The organism is Streptomyces sp. NBRC 110028 (assembly GCF_001417735.1).
In the GTDB taxonomy this organism is placed as follows: domain Bacteria; phylum Actinomycetota; class Actinomycetes; order Streptomycetales; family Streptomycetaceae; genus Streptomyces.
Window position 1 is genome coordinate 698,820 of record NZ_BBUZ01000025.1, and the last position, 16,794, is coordinate 715,613.

At 73.3% G+C, this 16,794-nt stretch carries 17 protein-coding genes; 7 read left to right on the forward strand and 10 right to left on the reverse strand.

What is annotated here, in order from left to right:
- Positions 1–183 precede the first annotated feature (183 nt).
- From ASC60_RS15270 to ASC60_RS15285, 4 genes are all read right to left on the reverse strand, one after another.
- On the reverse strand, positions 184–1,740 hold the full coding sequence (locus ASC60_RS15270) for a leucyl aminopeptidase (protein ID WP_055551008.1): 1,557 nt from the start codon (positions 1,738–1,740) through the stop codon (positions 184–186).
- A 98-nt stretch (positions 1,741–1,838) separates the two neighbouring features.
- Complete coding sequence (locus ASC60_RS15275; protein WP_055551153.1) at positions 1,839–2,642, reverse strand: adenosylcobinamide-GDP ribazoletransferase; 804 nt, start codon at positions 2,640–2,642, stop codon at positions 1,839–1,841.
- 184 nt (positions 2,643–2,826) lie between these two features.
- The gene (cobT, locus tag ASC60_RS15280; protein ID WP_055551155.1) at positions 2,827–3,894 is read right to left on the reverse strand and encodes a nicotinate-nucleotide--dimethylbenzimidazole phosphoribosyltransferase; all 1,068 of its coding nucleotides are present in this window, start codon (positions 3,892–3,894) and stop codon (positions 2,827–2,829) included.
- Positions 3,895–4,045: 151 nt separating this feature from the next.
- Positions 4,046–5,278, reverse strand: a complete 1,233-nt coding sequence (locus ASC60_RS15285) for a bifunctional adenosylcobinamide kinase/adenosylcobinamide-phosphate guanylyltransferase (RefSeq protein ID WP_055551010.1) — start codon at positions 5,276–5,278, stop codon at positions 4,046–4,048.
- Between the two features lie 149 nt (positions 5,279–5,427).
- Here ASC60_RS15285 and ASC60_RS15290 point away from each other — a divergent pair, with 149 nt between their 5' ends.
- A complete protein-coding gene (locus ASC60_RS15290; protein ID WP_055551157.1) occupies positions 5,428–5,631 on the forward strand; it encodes a hypothetical protein in 204 nt (67 codons plus the stop codon).
- A 54-nt stretch (positions 5,632–5,685) separates the two neighbouring features.
- On the opposite strand, the gene ASC60_RS15295 is transcribed toward ASC60_RS15290, so the two are convergent.
- Together ASC60_RS15295 and ASC60_RS15300 are read right to left on the reverse strand one after the other, a co-directional pair.
- The gene (locus ASC60_RS15295) at positions 5,686–6,396 is read right to left on the reverse strand and encodes a bifunctional 2-polyprenyl-6-hydroxyphenol methylase/3-demethylubiquinol 3-O-methyltransferase UbiG (RefSeq protein ID WP_055551159.1); all 711 of its coding nucleotides are present in this window, start codon (positions 6,394–6,396) and stop codon (positions 5,686–5,688) included.
- An 80-nt stretch (positions 6,397–6,476) separates the two neighbouring features.
- Positions 6,477–7,073: a DUF3043 domain-containing protein gene (locus ASC60_RS15300; RefSeq protein ID WP_055551012.1), complete on the reverse strand. Its 597-nt coding sequence runs from the start codon at positions 7,071–7,073 to the stop codon at positions 6,477–6,479.
- A 321-nt stretch (positions 7,074–7,394) separates the two neighbouring features.
- Here ASC60_RS15300 and ASC60_RS15305 point away from each other — a divergent pair, with 321 nt between their 5' ends.
- The 4 genes from ASC60_RS15305 (at position 7,395) to ASC60_RS15320 (ending at position 10,514) form a co-directional block, all read left to right on the forward strand.
- On the forward strand, positions 7,395–8,168 hold the full coding sequence (locus ASC60_RS15305) for a PspA/IM30 family protein (protein ID WP_055551014.1): 774 nt from the start codon (positions 7,395–7,397) through the stop codon (positions 8,166–8,168).
- 47 nt (positions 8,169–8,215) lie between these two features.
- Positions 8,216–8,494 (forward strand): hypothetical protein, encoded by a 279-nt coding sequence (locus ASC60_RS15310; RefSeq protein ID WP_055551016.1) that lies wholly within the window; start codon positions 8,216–8,218, stop codon positions 8,492–8,494.
- A 110-nt stretch (positions 8,495–8,604) separates the two neighbouring features.
- Positions 8,605–9,840: a sensor histidine kinase gene (locus ASC60_RS15315; RefSeq protein ID WP_055551018.1), complete on the forward strand. Its 1,236-nt coding sequence runs from the start codon at positions 8,605–8,607 to the stop codon at positions 9,838–9,840.
- Entirely contained in the window at positions 9,837–10,514 is a 678-nt protein-coding gene (locus tag ASC60_RS15320) for a response regulator transcription factor (RefSeq protein WP_055551020.1), read from the forward strand. The genes ASC60_RS15315 and ASC60_RS15320 overlap by 4 nt, the downstream gene beginning before the upstream one ends.
- A gap of 18 nt (positions 10,515–10,532) precedes the next feature.
- Here ASC60_RS15320 and nadA read toward each other — a convergent pair whose 3' ends face one another.
- Positions 10,533–11,720 carry a quinolinate synthase NadA gene (gene nadA / locus ASC60_RS15325; RefSeq protein WP_079038408.1) on the reverse strand — a complete coding sequence of 396 codons (1,188 nt, stop codon included), beginning with the start codon at positions 11,718–11,720 and terminating at the stop codon, positions 10,533–10,535.
- Between the two features lie 225 nt (positions 11,721–11,945).
- Here nadA and ASC60_RS15330 point away from each other — a divergent pair, with 225 nt between their 5' ends.
- The gene (locus ASC60_RS15330) at positions 11,946–12,299 is read left to right on the forward strand and encodes an iron-sulfur cluster assembly accessory protein (RefSeq protein ID WP_020871998.1); all 354 of its coding nucleotides are present in this window, start codon (positions 11,946–11,948) and stop codon (positions 12,297–12,299) included.
- Between the two features lie 87 nt (positions 12,300–12,386).
- On the opposite strand, the gene ASC60_RS15335 is transcribed toward ASC60_RS15330, so the two are convergent.
- Positions 12,387–13,817 carry a hypothetical protein gene (locus ASC60_RS15335; protein WP_055551024.1) on the reverse strand — a complete coding sequence of 477 codons (1,431 nt, stop codon included), beginning with the start codon at positions 13,815–13,817 and terminating at the stop codon, positions 12,387–12,389.
- A gap of 138 nt (positions 13,818–13,955) precedes the next feature.
- Positions 13,956–14,180: a hypothetical protein gene (locus ASC60_RS15340; protein ID WP_055551026.1), complete on the reverse strand. Its 225-nt coding sequence runs from the start codon at positions 14,178–14,180 to the stop codon at positions 13,956–13,958.
- Between the two features lie 160 nt (positions 14,181–14,340).
- Between ASC60_RS15340 and ASC60_RS15345 the strand changes: the two genes are divergently transcribed.
- Entirely contained in the window at positions 14,341–15,315 is a 975-nt protein-coding gene (locus ASC60_RS15345) for a carbohydrate kinase family protein (protein ID WP_055551028.1), read from the forward strand.
- Between the two features lie 64 nt (positions 15,316–15,379).
- Here ASC60_RS15345 and ASC60_RS15350 read toward each other — a convergent pair whose 3' ends face one another.
- On the reverse strand, positions 15,380–16,774 hold the full coding sequence (locus tag ASC60_RS15350) for a cysteine desulfurase/sulfurtransferase TusA family protein (protein WP_055551030.1): 1,395 nt from the start codon (positions 16,772–16,774) through the stop codon (positions 15,380–15,382).
- Between the last annotated feature and the right edge of the window lie 20 nt (positions 16,775–16,794).

Sequence of the window (16,794 nt, forward strand, 5' to 3'; positions counted from 1 at the left end):
GCGGCGGTTGTTCGGCCGCTTCTTGCTCGCAGCCCTGGTGTGGGGGCCCTGTCCTGCCGGGACAACATCTTCGCACTTGTTGACGGAAGGCGGGACGCGGGGCCGCTGTGTGAGATATCTCCGGCCCCCGGATCAGGTGGGATCGGCGGTTACCCGGCGGTATCCGGTAAAGGGGCCTGCCGCTCAGCCTAGATCCCCGTCGGCGGTGCGCTCCGCCAGCCGCACCAGGGTGCGGACCGCCGAGCCCGTGCCGCCCTTGGGGGTGTAGCCGAACGGGCCGCCGTCGTTGAAGGCGGGACCCGCGATGTCCAGGTGGCCCCAGGCGATGCCGTCCTCGATGAACTCCTTCAGGAAGACACCGGCCACCAGACCGCTCCCCATGCGATCGCCGATGTTCGCCAGGTCGGCGACCGGGGATTCGATGCCCTTGCGGAGATCGGCCGGGAGCGGCATCGGCCAGGACGCCTCGCCCGCCTCCTCCGCGATCTCGTGCAGCGCGGTGCGGAACGCGTCGTCGTTCGACATGATCCCGAACGTGCGGTTGCCCAGCGCCACCACCATCGCACCGGTCAGCGTCGCCACGTCCACGATCGCGTCCGGCTTCTCCTCGCACGCGCGGGTGAGCGCGTCGGCGAGCACGAGCCGGCCCTCGGCGTCCGTGTTCAGCACCTCGACCGTCTTGCCGCTGTACATCGACAGCACATCGCCGGGACGGGTCGCCGAACCCGAGGGCATGTTCTCGGCCAGCGCCAGCCAGCCGGTGACGTTCACCCGCAGCCCCAGCTTGGCCGCCGTCACCACCGCGGCGAACACCGCGGCCGCGCCGCCCATGTCGCACTTCATGGTCTCGTTGTGACCGGCCGGCTTCAGCGAGATGCCGCCCGAGTCGTACGTGATGCCCTTGCCGACCAGCGCGAGCGTCTTCTCCGCCTTGGGGTGGGTGTACGCGATCCGCACCAGCCGCGGCGGGGCCTCCGAGCCCTGGCCCACGCCCAGGATGCCGCCGTAGCCGCCCTTCGCGAGGGCCTTCTCGTCCAGCACCTCCGTCTTCAGCCCGTGCTCCTTGGCCGCGGTCACGGCGGCCGCCGCGAACGAGGCCGGGTCGAGCACGTTGGACGGGGCGTTGACCAGATCGCGGGCCCGGTTGACCTCGGCGATCAGCGCCGTGGCCCGCTCGGCCGCCGCCTTGTACGCCTTGTCGCGCGGCTTGGCGCCGAGCAGGGCCACCTCGGCGAGCGGACCGTTGTTCTTCCTGTCCTCGTCGCCCTTGCCCTTGCCGCCCTTGGCGCCATTGCTGTTGCTCTTGCTCTTGCTCTTGTCGTACGCGTACGCGCCGAGCAGCGCGCCCTCGGCGACCGCGGCAGCGGCCGCCGCGTCCTCGACCGGCAGCGCGAACGCGCCCTTCTTCGACCCCGCGAGCGCCCGGGCGGCCGAGCCCGCCGCACGGCGCAGCGCCTCGGCGTCGAAGCCGTCGCCCTTCGCCGGAGCCTCGCCCAGGCCGACCGCCAGCACGACCGGGGCCTTGAGCCCGGACGCGGCCGGCAGCTTGGTCACCTCACCCTCGGCTCCGGTCGCGCCGAGCGTCTCCAGAACGGTGGCGAGCTTCCCGCCGAACGCCTTGTCCACGGCCTCGGCGCCCGGGGCGATGACGGGGCCCTTGGGCCCCTTCGCCACGCCGACGACGATGGCGTCCGCGCGCAGCGTCGCGGCCGAGGAGGTGCTGAGAGTCAGTGCAGTCACAGTGGTCGGATCCCTACTTCCGATAGGTCCGGCCGACATCGGGTGTGGTCAGCCGTGCGCCCAGCTTATTCCGAGGCGCGGCGCGTCTCCTGAGCCCATCAGCCGAAGGTCAGGACCAGCAGGACCGCCGTGCCCGCGGTTTCGGCGAGGGCGCCGAAGACGTCACCCGTCACACCGTCGAAACGGCGCACACAGTGGCGCGACAGCAGGTCCGCGGCCGCGAACCCGGCCAGCGCCGCCAGCCCGTGCGCCGGCATGGCGTACACATCGACCAGCGCGCCCGCCGCCGCGCAGGCGCCGACGGCCAGCGCGGCCGCGCCGACGGCCGCCCGGGACGGCACCACCCCCGCCACCGCGGCGCCCAGCCCCTCCGGCCGGGCCGCCGGCATCCCCTGACGGGCCGCGAGCGTCAGGGCGCACCGCGCGACGAGCCCCGCCGCGGTGGCGGCCACCGCGCCGCGCGTCCAGCTCTCCCCGTACAGCTCGGCCAGCGCCGCCACCTGCGCGAGCAGCACGAACAGCAGGGTGATCACGCCGAACGGGCCGATGTCCGACCGCTTCATGATCCGCAGCGCCTCGTCCGCGGGCTTGCCGCTGCCGAGGCCGTCGGCGGTGTCCGCGAGCCCGTCGAGATGCAGTCCCCGGGTCGTTACGGCGGGTACGGCGACGGTGGCGACCGCCGCGAGCAGCGGCCCGGCGCCCAGGAACAGCAGCACACCGCCCACCGCGGCCGCGCACAGCCCGACCGTCAGCCCGACCGGCAGGGCGCACAGCATGCCGACGCGCGCCGCCTCGCGATCCCAGCGCGCCACCCGTACGGGCAGCGCCGTGAGCGTGCCGAAGGCGAAGCGGAGGCCGTCGTCGAGGGAGGCGCGCGGCGGGTGCGCCGGACGCGGCGGCATGTCCGCGCCGGGGTCCGGCGGTATCTCCGGGTCCGGTTCCGGCGGCTGCTCCGGGTCCGGGTCCGGCTGGCGGTCGGGGGACTGCTCCGGCGTGGTGTCCATCGCGCCGCAGAGTATCGCGCGCCGCCGACGGGCCATGGGCCTTTGGCGGGAACGCGACATCGTCGAACCCCCTGAGCCCCCGTCAGCCGTTCTCCGTCTTCTCCTCTTCCGGTTCCGGACGCTCGGGCAGTTCCCCCGCGAGCGCCGCGGCCGCCTGGACCAGCGGCAGCGCCAGCAGCGCCCCCGCGCCCTCGCCCACGGTGATGCCGTGGTCCATCAGCGGGGTGAGCGCGATCCGGTCGAGCGCCTTGTCCTGCGCCGGTTCGCCGCTCGCCTGGCCCGCCAGCCACCAGTCCGGCGCACGGAACGCCACCCGCTGGGCGACCAGGGCACAGGCCGCCGAGACCACGCCGTCCAGGATCACGGGGGTGCGGCGCACCGCGCTCTGGAGCAGGAAGCCGGTGATCGCGGTGAGGTCCGCGCCGCCGACCGTGGCCAGCAGCTGGAGCTGGTCGCCGAGGACCGGGCGGGCCCGGCGCAGCCCGTCACGGATCGCCGCGCACTTGCGCATCCACGCCAGATCGTCGATCCCGGCCCCGCCGCGCCCGGTCACCACGGACGCGTCCGTGCCGCACAGCGCGGCGGTCAGCGTGGCCGCGGCGGTGGTGCCGCCCACGCTGAGGTCGCCGAGCACCAGCAGGTCCGTGCCCGCGTCGGCCTCCTCGTCGGCGATGGCCATGCCCGTACGGAACGCCTGCTCGGCCTCCTCGGCGGTCAGCGCGTCCTCGATGTCGAGCCGCCCCGAACCCCGGCGCACCCGGTGCCGGGTGACCTCCGCGGGCAGCTCGGCGGGGTCGCAGTCCAGTGCCATGTCGACGACGCGGACGGGTACCCCGAAGCGGCGGGCGAGCACGGCGACGCTGCTCTCGCCGTCGATCACGGCCCGGACGAGCCGGTGGGCGCTTCCCGCGGGGCGGGCGGAGACGCCCAGCTCCGCGATGCCGTGGTCGCCCGCGAACAGCACCACCCGGGGCCGCTCGATGGGCTTGACGGGCACCTGCTGCTGTGCGGCGGCCAGCCACTCGCCCAGCTCGTCCAGCCGCCCGAGCGCCCCGGGCGGCGGCACCAGCCGCTCCCGCCGCTCCTCGGCGTCACGTCGTATCCCCCCGTCGGGGCGCTCGATCAGGTCGACGAAGTCATCGAGATTCAGGCCGCTGCTCACGCCCTGAACCCTACCGGCCATGCCCTGTTGGGGCCCAAGCCCCACGAAGAGCCCGGCGGCTCGGCCGCCTGCCCGGCGGTGGCCGGGGCCCGCGTGAGGAGCGGATACCGGGGCGCGGCCGCCGGGGGCCGCCGCCGGGTCAGCCGCGGAGCGGGAGGGGTTGGCCCGCCACCACCAGCAGCACCTGCTCGCACTCGCCCGCGAACCCCGCGTTCAGCCGCCCCAGTTCGTCCCGGAAGCGGCGCCCCGCCGCCGTCGCGGGGACCACCCCGGCGCCGACCTCGTTGCTGACCGCCACCACCGTCCGCTCCGTCGACCGCACGGCCGCGACGAGGGCGGCGACCCGTTCGTGGAGGGCGCGTTCACCGCCGTGGGACCACTTCTCGTCGTCCCACGCGCCCACCGAGTCCATCGCGTCGGTGAGCCACAGCGCCAGACAGTCGATCAGCAGCGGGGCGCCGCCCTCCGCGAGCAGCGGCACCAGGTCGCAGGTCTCGGCGGTACGCCACGAGCCGGGCCGCCGGTCGCGGTGGGCGGCGATGCGGGCGGCCCAGTCCTGGTCGCCGTCGCGGGTGCCGCCGGTGGCCACGTACAGCACGTCGGGGAAGGCGGCCAGCCGCCGTTCCGCTTCGAGGGACTTGCCGGAGCGCGCCCCGCCCAGCACCAGGGTGCGCCGCGGCAGGTCCGGCACCTCGTGGTACTCGCCGACGTTCAGCGTGCTGCCGTCCGGGACGGTCCGCGCGCCCGCCGTGGCGAGGCGGCGGCGCAACTCGGCGCCGGGGGGCACGGTGTGGTCGATGTGGACGGCCACGACATCGGTGGTGGCCCCCACGGCGCCGGAGGACCGGAGCCGGGCCAGCGCGTCCGGGCGGCCGAGCACGTCGAGCACCACCATGTCGTACGGCTCGGTGTGCCCGGGCCCGGACATCCCGGATAGTCCGGACATCCCGGACAGTCCGGACGGGGCGCCGCCCGGTGGCAGGTACAGCAGGCGGGTGCCGTCGGGCCCGGTCACCTCGTACCCCGTACCGGGCGAGTCCAGGGCGACCGCCCGCACCCGGTGGCCGCTGATCAGGGACAGCTCGCGGCCGTCCGGGATCCGCCCCGGCGCCGGGAGTCCGGCGGGGAACTCGACGGCGGGGCCCGCGTGCGGATGCGACAGCAGCACCTGCCGCACCCCGACCAGCGAGTATCCGGCCCGCGCCGCCGCGAAGGCGGCGCCGGGGGTGAGGTCGAGGAGCAGCGCGCTGTCGATCAGGAGTGCCGTCGCTGCCCGCGCCTCGTCGCCGACGGCGGTGGCGCAGGCTGCGCAGGGACAGCCGTGGCGCGGCAGTCCGTCGGGGGCCCCGGTGCCCAGAAGAGTGAGTTCCACGCCCCGATCGTCTCGCGTCCCCGCGGGGCGGGCGCGCCGGGTCACCCTCCGCGGAGACGTACCGATCCGTTCGGAGCCGTACGGAGTGATCAGTCGCCTAGGCTGCGGGCAGACATCACGTGTGGACCGGTGGGATGGAGGAGGCGAACATGGCCTGGACGTGGCGGTTCGAGAAGTCCGACGGGACGGAGACGGCGCCCGCGGTGCAGCCCGAGGAGTTCCCGACCCAGGGGGACGCGGAGTCGTGGATCGGTGAGGAGTGGAAGGCGCTCCTGGAGGGCGGGGCGGAGCAGGTCACGCTCTTCGAGGACGGGGCGAAGATCTACGGCCCGATGAGCCTGCGCGCGGAGTAGCCGGCTACGAGGCGGGGGCGGCGCCGGGACGACGGCGCCGCCGATGCGCCGGCCTCAGCCGCGCACCCCGCACAGGTGCAGCAGTGCCGCCACCGAGCGGTAGGGGTCGGTGCGTCCGGCCCGCTCCTCGGCGGCCAGCAGCCGCTCCCATTCGGGGGACGGCGGGGGCTCGGCGGCGTCGGGGGCCTGGTCGGTGAAGACCCGCACCCCGTACCAGGCGTGCAGGGGCGCCCCGATCGCGGTGAGGGTGGTGGTCAGCTCCTCGCGCCGGTCGGCGCGCACCCGGAGCCCGAGGCGGTTGGTGTACGCCGGGGAGTCGAACGAGCTGAGCGCGCTGATCCAGTCGCCGGCCAGCCCCGGCCGCATCGCGAGCGCGTCGGCGTTGCGCACCAGGAGCGAGAGCAGTCCGCCGGGGGCCAGGACCCGGGCCAGCCCGGCGAGCAGCGGGTCCGGTTCGGCCACGTACATCAGCACCCCGTGGCACAGCACCACGTCGAAGGCGCCGGGCAGGAAGTGCGCCCCGGTGTCGCGGCCGTCGCCCTCCAGCAGCCGCACCCGCTGCCGGATGCCCTCGGGCTCGTCGGCCAGGGCGGTACGGGCCGCCTCCAGCATCGCCGGATCGGATTCGAGCCCTGTCACCTCATGGCCCGCGCGGGCTAATCGCAGGGCCTGGGTGCCCTGGCCTGGGCCGACGTCGAGGATCTTCAGGCGCTGGTCGAACCGGAACCGCGAGGTGATCTGCTCATCGAGCTGATGGGCGACCAGGGCCTGCCGGACCGTGTTCCGTAACCCCCCGAGGCCACCGAGCCAGCCGGCCGCCCCTCCGGCGAAGCCGGATGTCCCGCTCAGGGCCGCTCTCCGCGCTTGACCTGCGGCTTGGGCAGGCGCAGCCGGCGCATCTGGAGGGTGCGCATGAGGGCGTACGCGATGGCGCCCTTGGTGTTCCCGTCGGGGAACTTCCGGCGCAGCTGCCGCTTGAGCTGGAAGGCGATCACGAACGAGTTCAGGACGATCAGCACGATGACGACCATCCACAGCAGCAGCACATAGCTCTGCATGGCACCGGCCTGGATCATGCTGAGCACCATGATCAGCACGGCGAGCGGCAGGAAGAACTCGGCGATGACGAATCGCGAGTCCACGAAGTCACGGGCGAACCGGCGCACCGGGCCCTTGTCGCGGGCCGGGAGGTAGCGCTCGTCACCTCCCGCCAGGGCCTCGCGCTGGCGCGCCAGGTCGGAGCGCCGGGCCTCCCGCTGCCGCTTGGCGGCGTCCTTGCGGCTGGTCGGCGTATTCGCCAGGCTGCGGCGCTGCGACTGCGACGCGCTGCGCTTGGGTGTGGGGCGGCCCTTGGGCGCCTGAGGGTCACGGGGCTGCTGCGGCTGGCCCGCGGTCACCTTGGCGGTGGCGGCCTGCTCATCCTTGGAACGGCTTCGGAACACAAAGCCCAAGGGTACGGGGTGCCGGGTGTGGGCCCCAGCGTCAGGGGGAAAGATCCGGCAACCGCTTTCCGCGGTGAGCCGCGGTGAAACCGAGGCGAATCACAGCCAACCGGGCAAGCCGGGCGGAGCGCGCCGGGGGTGCCGGAGCGGTCGCGATCCTCCCCGCGCCGGAGGCGCCCGGGCCGCGATCGTTCTGGAGGAGGAGCGCGGGACGGACGGAACAGTGCGGTAATGGAAGCAGGGCCCGTAGGCTGGGTCTGTTGGGTGTGCCGGTGTCACAAGTCCGTCAGAAGGGGGCGCGCGAGGCCCATGAGCGGTGTCATGAAGCGTATGGGGATGATCTTCCGCGCGAAGGCCAACAAGGCCCTGGACCGGGCCGAGGACCCGCGCGAGACCCTGGACTACTCGTACCAGAAGCAGCTGGAGCTGCTGCAGAAGGTGCGGCGCGGGGTGGCGGACGTGGCCACGTCCCGCAAGCGCCTGGAGCTGCAGCTGAACCAGTTGCAGGGCCAGTCCGCCAAGCTGGAGGACCAGGGCCGCAAGGCGCTCGCGCTCGGCCGGGAGGACCTGGCGCGCGAGGCGCTGTCCCGCCGCGCCGCGCTGCAGCAGCAGGTCACCGACCTGGAGTCACAGCACCAGACGCTGCAGGGCGAGGAGGAGAAGCTCACCCTGGCCGCGCAGCGGCTGCAGGCCAAGGTCGACGCGTTCCGCACCCGCAAGGAGACCATCAAGGCCACCTACACCGCGGCCCAGGCGCAGACCCGGATCGGCGAGGCGTTCTCCGGCATCTCCGAGGAGATGGGCGACGTCGGCATGGCGATCCAGCGCGCCGAGGACAAGACCGCGCAGCTCCAGGCCCGCGCGGGCGCGATCGACGAGCTGCTGGCCTCCGGCGCGCTCGACGACCAGTCCGGGATGGCCAAGGACGACATCGCGGCCGAACTGGACCGCATCTCCGGCGGTACGGACGTCGAGCTGGAGCTGCAGCGGATGAAGGCCGAGCTGTCCGGTGGCGGCTCGCAGCAGGCGATCGAGGGCGGCGGCCAGGGGCAGTCGCAGCAGTCGCAGAACCAGCACAAGTTCGACAAGCAGTAGCCGCCCCTCACCCGGGCGTGGTCTTTCGGCGTCCCAAGGAGGTCGTCATGATCGTACGGATCATGGGGGAGGGGCAGATGCGGGTGGACGACAGCCATCTGCCCGGACTCAACCAGCTGGACGACGATCTGCTCGCCGCCATCGAAAGCGGCGACCACGATGCCTTCCGGCGCACGCTCGGCGCGCTCCTCGACGCGGTGCGCTCGGCCGGTGAGCCGCTGCCCGTGGACGCGCTGGAACCGTCGGGGCTGATCCTGCCCGCCCCGGAGGCGACACTGGAGGAAGTCAAGGCGATGCTCAAGGACGACGGCCTCATCCCGGGCTGAGCACCGTGCCCGCAGACCGTGCGTCGTCCCAGGTCACAGCGGATCCCACCGATGCCGTACGGGGTACGGGGGCAGGACGCCGCCGAAGCTTCCGGGCGTGGCGTTTACCGTTGGATCCCGTGACTCCCCTCGCCGTCGGGCCGGGCCTGGCCCGTCCGCACCGCTGGCTTGCCGCCCATCCCCGCGCCCTGGACACCCTGGTGGCGCTCGGCTGCCTCGCCCTGATCCTGATCGGCGCGGCGTCCAACCCGCATCTGCACGAGCGCCACCACATCGGTGTCTTCTTCGGGCTGCTGGCCACCCTCTCCTCGGCGTCGCTCGTCCTGCGCCGCGAGCTGCCGCGCGCGGTGCTGGCGTTCACCTGCGCGATCAGCGTCATCGAGATCGTCACCAACGACCAGGGGCCGCCGCGCACCTCGATCGTGTTCGGGGTCGTGGTCGCGCTCTACACCGTCGCCGCGCGCACCGACCGGTCCACCACCTGGCGGATCGGCGCGGTCACGGCCCTGCTGCTCACCGGCACCGGGATGCTGTTCGGGCTCACCCCCTGGTACGCGCAGGAGAACTGGGGCATCTTCGCCTGGACCGGGCTCGCCGCCGCCGTGGGCGACGCCGTCCGCAGCCGCCGCGCCTTCATCGCCGCCATCGAGGAGCGGGCCGAGCGCGCCGAGCGCACCCGCGAGGAGGAGGCCCGGCGCCGGGTCGCCGAGGAGCGGCTGCGGATCGCCCGCGAGCTGCACGACGTCGTCGCGCACCACATCGCGCTGGTCAACGTCCAGGCCGGGGTCGCCTCGCACGTCATGGACAACCGCCCGGACCAGGCGAAGGAGGCACTGGCGCACGTACGCCAGGCCAGCCGCTCGGCGCTGGACGAGCTGCGCGCCACCGTCGGTCTGCTCCGGCAGTACGGCGACCCCGCCGCCCCCACCGAGCCCGCGCCGGGCCTCGGCGTCCTCGACCAGCTCGTGGAGGGGTTCGTACGGGCCGGGATGCGGGTCGAGGTCGAGGCGCACCCGCGGGAGGGCTTCGGGACGCTCGCCGGTTCGGTGGACCTCACCGCGTACCGGGTCGTCCAGGAGGCGCTGACCAATGTGCACAAGCACGCCGGGCCCGAGGTCAAGGCCGAGGTCCGTATCGTCCGCGCGCACGGCGCGCTGGAGATCACGGTCCGGGACGACGGTGTCGGAACCCCGTCCGACGACGTGGGCGGCGGACACGGGCTGCTGGGGATGCGCGAACGGGTCGCCGCGCTGTGCGGCACCTGCGAGGCCGGGCCCCGCCCCGAGGGCGGCTTCCAGGTACGGGCGACACTTCCCCTGCAGACCCGCGGGGGAGGGGAGTCATGACGATCAGGGTGTTGCTCGCCGACGACCAGACGCTGCTGCGCAGCGCGTTCCGGATACTGGTCGACTCGGAGCCCGACATGGAGGTGGTGGGGGAGGCGTCGGACGGCGCCGAGGCGGTCGAGATCGTGCGGGCCGAGGGCGCCGACGTGGTGCTGATGGACATCCGCATGCCCGGTACGGACGGGCTCGCCGCCACCCGCATGATCAGCGAGGATCCGCGGCTCTCGGACGTCCGGGTGGTCATGCTGACCACCTTCGAGGTCGACGAGTACGTGGTGGACTCGCTGCGGGCCGGGGCGAGCGGCTTCCTCGGCAAGGGCGCCGAACCCGGCGAGCTGCTTTCCGCGATCCGCGTCGCGGCGGCGGGCGAGGCGCTGCTCTCCCCGGCCGCCACCAAGGGCCTGATCGCCCGCTTCCTGGCCCAGGGCGTCCCGGGCTCCGGCGGCGCCGCGTACGACGCCTCCCGGCTGGACGCCCTCACGGGCCGCGAGCGCGAGGTCCTGGTCCAGGTCGGCGGCGGCCACTCCAACGACGAGATCGCCACCCGCCTGGAGGTCAGCCCGCTGACCGTGAAGACGCACGTCAACCGGGCGATGGCGAAGCTGGGCGCCCGGGACCGGGCCCAGCTGGTGGTCATCGCGTACGAAACGGGTCTGGTCCGCCCGGGGGCATGACCCCCGGGCGGGGAGGACCTACGGGAGCGCCAGCATCCGCTCCAGTGCGGCCTTCGCGTGGGCTTCGGTCTCCGCGTCGACCTGGATGCGGTTCACGACCTTGCCCGCGACCAGCGACTCCAGGGTCCAGACCAGGTGCGGCAGGTCGATCCGGTTCATGGTCGAGCAGAAGCACACCGTCTTGTCGAGGAAGACGATCTCCTTGTCCTCCGCGGCGAATCGGTTCGCCAGCCGCCGGACGAGGTTCAGCTCGGTGCCGATGGCCCATTTGCTGCCGGGCGGCGCGGCCTCGAGGGTCTTGATGATGTATTCGGTCGAGCCGACCAGGTCGGCCGCCGCGACCACCTCGTGCTTGCACTCGGGGTGCACCAGCACATTGACGCCCGGTATGCGCTCGCGGACCTCGCGCACGGACTCCAGCGAGAAGCGGCCGTGCACGGAGCAGTGGCCGCGCCACAAGATCATCTTGGCGGCGCGCAGCTGCTCGGTGGTCAGCCCGCCGCCGGGCTTGTGCGGGTTGTAGACGACGCAGTCGTCCAGCGACATGCCCATGTCCCGCACCGCCGTGTTGCGGCCCAGGTGCTGATCGGGCAGGAACAGCACTTTCTCCCCCTGCTGGAAGGCCCAGTCCAGGGCGCGGCGCGCGTTGGAGGAGGTGCAGATCGTGCCGCCGTGGCGGCCGGTGAAGGCCTTGATGTCGGCGGAGGAGTTCATGTACGACACCGGCACCGTCGTCTCCGCGACGCCCGCCTCGGTCAGCACGTCCCAGCACTCGGCGACCTGCTCGGCGGTGGCCATGTCGGCCATCGAGCAGCCCGCCGCCAGGTCGGGGAGGACGACCTGCTGGCCGTCGCCGGTCAGGATGTCGGCGGATTCCGCCATGAAGTGCACACCGCAGAAGACGATGTACTCGGCGTCCGGCCGGGCGGCCGCGTCCCGGGCGAGCTTGAAGGAGTCACCGGTGACATCGGCGAACTCGATGACCTCGTCGCGCTGGTAGTGGTGGCCGAGCACGAAGACCTTGTCGCCGAGCTTCTCCTTGGCCGCGCGGGCCCGGGCCACCAGGTCCGGGTCGGAGGGCGCGGGGAGGTCGCCGGGGCACTCCACGCCGCGCTCGCTGCGGGGGTCGGCATCACGGCCGAGGAGCAGCAGCGCGAGCGGGGTCGGCTGGACGTCGAGAGGCTGGGCGGTGGTCACTGCACGCACCCTTCTTTCTTCACTCGGAACCCTAATCGTCAATTTGACGCTATCTATCATAGCTCCTTCATGTCAGATTGACGATGGGCATCGCGTCGATGTGACGCATTACGGTCCACCGGTCCCGTGTGCGAGCATGAAGAGCCAGGAACATGCGCTGGGCCCGGAATGAATCCGGGGCGCCGTTGGTTGATTCCGACGGCAAGCAGTCCGTACGACCCGGGAGAGAAGCAGATGACCGTTCAGGACGAGACCACCGCGAGCGAGGGCATCATCCTGTCCGACGCCGCCGCGTCGAAGGTCAAGAGCCTGCTGGAGCAGGAGGGACGCGACGACCTCGCGCTGCGCGTCGCCGTCCAGCCCGGTGGCTGCTCCGGCCTGCGCTACCAGCTCTTCTTCGACGAGCGCTCGCTCGACGGCGACGTCGTCAAGGACTTCGGCGGCGTCAAGGTCGTGACCGACCGGATGAGCGCCCCGTACCTGGGCGGTGCCTCGATCGACTTCGTCGACACCATCGAGAAGCAGGGCTTCACGATCGACAACCCCAACGCCACGGGCTCCTGCGCCTGCGGTGACTCCTTCAGCTGAGGCTCGGCCGGCGGCATACGGAGGCGGCGGGTCCATCCGGACCCGCCGCCTCCGGCGCGTGTGCGGGGTGCTTACCTCTTCCGGGGCCTACTTCTTCCGGGCCGGGACCTTCTCGCCCGTGGCCTTGTCCACGACCTGACGGCCGTCCAGCGGCTTGTCGAGCGTGACCTTCCTCGTCATCTCCTTGGCCATGAGGATGCACGCCTGGCCCGGATGGGTCGGCTTGCTCTTGATCTCGACCGTGACCCGCTTCGGCGTCTCGTCGGCGGAGGCCGAGTAGGTGTCGCACACCCCGCCCCAGAAGCGCAGCGTGAGGGTCTTCCCGTCCGCGCTGTACGAGGTGATGTCGTCGGTCTTGGAGCCGCGGCCCGGGGTGCCCGGCTCGCTGTGCTTCCTGCCCTGGCCCGGGGCGGCCTTCTTCTTGATGAACTCCGGCTTCACGGCCGGGTAGGGGAGGGCGGCCTCGACGCCGTTCGCCCCGGTCGGTTCCGTCGTGAAGATCCACGACGGCACCAGCGCCTGCCGCCCCTCCACGGAGTGCGCGGCCAGCCCGAAGGTCACCGACTTCACGGTCACCTTCCCGGAGCCGCCCGCGCCGCTCCCGGGGGCCTTGGCGTTGAGCTTCTTCAGCGCCTGCTCCGCGCTGATCAGCGGATAGCTGTCGCCCTCCTTCGGCGCCGACAGCGCACCGTTCCCGCCGGCCAGCCGGCCGTCCGCGCCCACCTGGAGACTGGTCGTCCAGCCGTGGGTGGGCAGCTTGTCCAGCACCGGGTCGGCGTTCACCATGCGCACGGCGCCGTAGCGGCCGCTCGCGTCGAGCTTCGCCTCCGTCAGCCCGAGCGCCTTCAGCACCGGCTCGGCGGCGCGCTCGGCCTTCTCCTCGGACACGGCCTCGTCGGCCTTGCCGGTCTTGTCGGTCTTCGCGTCACCCTCGCGGTAGGTCGGGCAGCGCTCGTCGGTGGTTTTCGGCCCCGCGCCCGGCGGGTGCACGCAGGTGTCGCCGCCCGGGGACCCGAAGCGGGAGTACGACCAGCTGCCCGGCCCCTTCTGGCTCACCCGCAGCACCGGGCCCCGGCCGTCCTTCGCGCCCCCGACCTTCCAGTCGCCGTGGTCGTCACGGGGGCTGCCGGAGACATCCAGGGCCTTCGCCAGCCGCGCCACATCGGCCTTGGCGACCTTGGCGTCGGTCCGGTAGACGGGCGCCTCATCGGGTCCGTCCGGCAGCTTTCCGTCGACCACGTAGCGGCCGCCGCCGTGCGGATCGGGCTCGCCGACCGCGATCCCCTCGTGCCCCGCCGGGGCGGCGTACGCGTCCAGCGCGAGGGGCTGGGGGGATCCGCCCGCCGAGCCCGGGCCCCGGGCGCCGCCGTTCGCCGCGGTCGAGGCCCAGTAGGCGCCGCCGCCACCGGCGACCAGCACCGCGGCCGCCACCGATACGACGGCCAGCCGGGAACGCCGACGCGGCCGCGGATGGTCGTCGTCGGGGGTCTGCGGGGTGTCGGTCTCCTCGGTGCTCACCGTTTCACTCCTTCGGCTCCGCTCACGTTTGTCCGGCGTTGCCCTCGCGAGGGGGTTGCCGATGTGACGGGGTGAAGGGGCGGCTGGTTCCTTCCGTTCTTTCCGCCGCTTTTCGGCCGCGGTGCTCAGCCGCCGCTCTCAGTCGCCGTAGTCGGACATCCCGCCGACCAGATCGGCGGACGCGGCGGGGACCGTGATCCCGCGGATGCGCGACGGGGACACGGGCGCGGCGGGAGGCGATACGGTGACCACCGGGACCGCCCAGTGCGGCGCCATCCGCGCCCCGTATCCGCGCAGTTCGGCCAGGGAGTCGGGCTCGATCGCCCCGGCGGCGGCCTGGGCGGGGGTGACGTGCTGCGGCATGGGGCCTCCCGGTCGAAAGGGGCCCGCACGGGCGCACGCCCCCTCATCTCCGCACCGTATGCCCTACTACCGGGTAGTTCCTCCCGTTCGTAAGCGGCCGGGGAAGCCGATAGCGTGAGGCGTCCGATTTCGCCGCCGCCCCGAAACAGGAGCAGCTCTCGTGCGTATCGCCGTCACCGGCTCCATCGCCACCGACCACCTGATGACCTTCCCCGGACGCTTCGCCGATCAGCTGGTCGCCGACCAGCTGCACACGGTCTCCCTCTCCTTCCTGGTTGACACCCTCGAAGTCCGCCGGGGCGGGGTCGCCCCGAACATCTGCTTCGGCATGGGGACGCTCGGGCTGCGCCCGATCCTGGTCGGCGCGGCCGGCGAGGACTTCGCCGAATACCGTGCCTGGCTGGACCGGCACGGCGTGGACACCCAGTCCGTCCGGATCTCCGGGACGCAGCACACCGCGCGCTTCGTCTGCACCACGGACGACGACCACAACCAGATCGCCTCCTTCTACACCGGCGCGATGAGCGAGGCCCGCCAGATCGAGCTGCAGCCGGTCGCCGACCGGGTCGGCGGTCTCGACCTGGTGCTCATCGGCGCGGACGACCCGGAGGCGATGGTCCGCCACACCGAGGAGTGCCGCTCGCGCGGCATCCCGTTCGCCGCCGACCCCTCGCAGCAGCTCGCCCGCATGGACGGCGAGGACATCCGGGTGCTGGTGGGCGGCGCGCAGTACCTCTTCACCAACGAGTACGAGGCCGCGCTGATCGAGACCAAGACCGGCTGGACCTCCGAGCAGATCCTCTCCAAGGTCGGCACCCGCGTCACCACCCTGGGCGCCCAGGGCGTCCGGATCGAGCGCGAGGGGGAGGAGCCGATCGTCGTCGGCTGCGCGGAGGAGGAGCAGAAGGCCGACCCGACGGGCGTCGGCGACGCCTTCCGCGCGGGCTTCCTCTCCGGCCTGTCCTGGGACCTCCCGCTGGAGCGCGCCGCCCAGGTGGGCTGCATGCTCGCGACGCTCGTCATCGAGACGGTCGGTACGCAGGAGTACGAGCTGCGCCGCGGCCACTTCATGGAGCGCTTCGCCAAGGCCTACGGCCACGAGGCGGCGGCCGAGATCAGCGACCACCTGGCCTGACGGGCACGGCACGCGGCGGCGGGGCTGGGGGAACGTTTCCTCCGGCCCCGCCGCCGCATGCGTCTCACGTACGGCGGCGCACCCGGTACGCCGTGCCGCGCTCGGCGGGGCGCTCGCCCTCGTACGTCTGCCCCCGCATCTCGCACCACGCCGGAATGTCCAGCCGCGCCGCCTCGTCGTCGGACAGCACGGTCACCACCCCGCCCACCGGCACCTCGCCGATGACCTTGGCCAGTTCGATCACCGGAATCGGGCACCGCTTGCCCAGCGAGTCCACGACGAGACCGGCGGCGGGCTCGGCGGCCGGGGCGGCGCCGGCACCCGCCGGGGCGCCCAGGCGCTCGCGCACCCCGGCCACGACCCCCGGCAGCACCTCCAGGAACCGGTCCACATCCGTCCCCGAGGCGCCACGCGGGAGCGAGACCCGGATATTGCCCTCGGACAGCACCCCCATGGCCCGCAGCACATGGCTGGGGACCAGCGTGCTCGACGTGCACGACGAACCGGACGAGACCGAGAACTCCGCCCGGTCCAGCTCGTGCAGCAGCGCCTCCCCATCGACATAGAGACACGAGAAGGTGACCAGATGCGGCAGCCGCCGCTCCGGGTCGCCGACCACCTCCACGTCCGGCACCAGCTCCGGCACCCGGGCCCGGACGCGGTCCACCAGACCCCGCAGCCGCTCCGCCTCCTCGGCGGCCCCGGCCCGTACGGCGCGCAGCGAGGCGGCGGCCGCGACGATGGCCGGAAGGTTCTCGAAGCCCGGGGCCCGGCCGTACTCCCGCTCGTCCACCGGGGCCGGACGGAACCGCGTGCCCTTGCGCACCGCGAGGAACCCGACCCCCGGCGGGCCGCCCCACTTGTGGGCGCTCGCCGTGAGCAGCGACCACCGGCCCTCCACCGGGCCCCAGCCCAGCGACTGGGCCGCGTCCACCAGCAGCGGCACGCCGTCCGCCGCACAGGCCTCCGCCGCCGCCTCCACCGGCTGCACCGTGCCGACCTCGTGGTTGGCGGACTGCAGACAGGCCAGCGCGACGCCGTCGGGGGCCTCGCGCAGGGCCGCCGCGTACGCGTCCGGCGCGACCCGGCCCGTACGGTCCACCGGGACCTCGGTGACCGCGCCCCCGGACGCCTCGTGCGCCGCCGCGGCCCGGAACACCGCGGAGTGCTCCACGGCCGAGACGATCAGCCGCCGCCCGGCCCGGCGGCGCCCGGCGAGCGCCCCGGCGATGCCGTCGTGCAGGGCACGGGTCCCCGAAGGAGTGAAGGACAGCTCGTCCGGGCGGCAGCCGACGGCCTCGGCGGCCGTCTCCCGCGCGGCGTCCAGCAGCAGCCGGGCGCGCCGCCCCTCGCGATGGAGCCGGGCCGGGTCGGCCCACCCCTCGTCGAGGGCGGCGAGCAGCGCCTGCCGGGCCACGGGATGCAGCGGTGCGGACGAGGCCGCGTCGAAATAGGGCACATGAAGAACGCTAGTGCCGC